The sequence below is a fragment of the Paenibacillus sp. HB172176 genome, assembly GCF_011947265.1.
Taxonomy (GTDB): domain Bacteria; phylum Bacillota; class Bacilli; order Paenibacillales; family Paenibacillaceae; genus Pristimantibacillus.
On the sequence record NZ_JAATHD010000071.1, the window covers coordinates 1 to 1284 of the forward strand.

Annotated in this window: 2 protein-coding genes; both read left to right on the top strand. The window is 36.0% G+C overall.

Annotated elements, in window-relative coordinates:
- Positions 1-288 precede the first annotated feature (288 nt).
- A complete protein-coding gene (locus HFP08_RS28785) occupies positions 289-666 on the top strand; it encodes a hypothetical protein (protein ID WP_168124073.1) in 378 nt (125 codons plus the stop codon).
- Positions 667-968: 302 nt separating this feature from the next.
- The gene (locus HFP08_RS28790) at positions 969-1256 is read left to right on the top strand and encodes a hypothetical protein (protein WP_168124074.1); all 288 of its coding nucleotides are present in this window, start codon (positions 969-971) and stop codon (positions 1254-1256) included.
- Positions 1257-1284: the final 28 nt, after the last annotated feature.

Consider the following 1284-nt stretch of genomic DNA (forward strand, 5'->3'; position numbering starts at 1 on the left):
TGTATGGTAGTGATTGTTCGACACCTTCACTTTACCAAATGAAGCGGTGTTTTTCTATGGCGTCAAGTCAACTAATCATTCGGCTTCAAACCTATGTCATGCCTACTGTAATGACCATTTTGACTCTGCGAAAGTTGAGCTAATAATTTCAACCATGAACCAATAACCGTTGACTTACCTCACGAATATGATGTTCATACTGAGAATTTTAATCCAAAACTAAAGTTTTACCCATCGCCGGAGGCTTTAAAAAAACTCTCAGTTCAACAAAATGAATTTGAATACAATATGGATTATGAGTCTAGAGATAAATTACTAAGAATTCATAATAATTGGGATGATGAACTAAATAAAATTGTATATTTTAAAAATATGGACGTTAGTATGCTTGAGAATTTAATAATTAATGAGTTTATTAACCCCTATGATAATCAGAATAACTCACCTAATGTAATAGAGATATTTAATTTTATGGTTGAATTTCCACAGGTATTTGCTGAAGGGTATATTGTAGGACCTACTAGAAATGATTATAGAATTACAATAGACCAGCTATCGGTTACTAAAGAATTAGAAACGGAAAAATTGACTAGAGCTTTCAAATTACTTTGTAATAATGCTGATGCAATTACTACAACCGATGGTCTAAATGCTTGGTGGGATTAATCGAGAAGAAGGCACGTCGTATAACACCGTATTCACGCTGCGTCGCTAACGCTCCTTGGTCCGGCCGAAGCAGAAGAAGCATATTCGATTGGAGTATATCAGTAGCAGGGAAGCCTATTCAGCCGGACAACCTTGCACAGCCTAACCGCGTCGCGGCCACTCCCTCCGGTCGTTTAAGGCAGTGAAGGTTCGTGAATACAAAAACGTTATATGAAACCGCCTAAAAACTTAATAAAACAGGTGATAACAATGAAAATTGAAATTAGAGCTTTGTCAGAAGTGATGACAAAGCAATATTTGAAATGCTAAATGAAATTGGTTTTGGTGAGAATGGTTTCACCAGCAATTTTGCTGGAAACACTTTTGATGAATTCAAAGAAGCATTACCAAGATTGGTAGAGATATCGAAAGGGATAAATTTGTCTGAAGGATATGTCCCACAAACGATTTACTGGATGTTTGTGGATGGAAGACCAGTAGCTTATGGGAAATTGAGACATAACTTAAATAAAAAGCTTTTAGAATGTAAGCGTCAAATCCCCCACACATATTATTCAATGAAACATCATGAGAAAATGAAGGCATCCTAGAAAACGGGAGGCTTACTTATGACAAAAA

Excerpts from the sequence above, each read along its gene's own strand:
- HFP08_RS28785 (WP_168124073.1), top strand. The coding sequence starts at position 289 with ATGGATTATGAGTCTAGAGATAAATTACTAAGAATTCATAATAATTGG.
- HFP08_RS28790 (WP_168124074.1), top strand. The coding sequence starts at position 969 with ATGCTAAATGAAATTGGTTTTGGTGAGAATGGTTTCACCAGCAATTTT.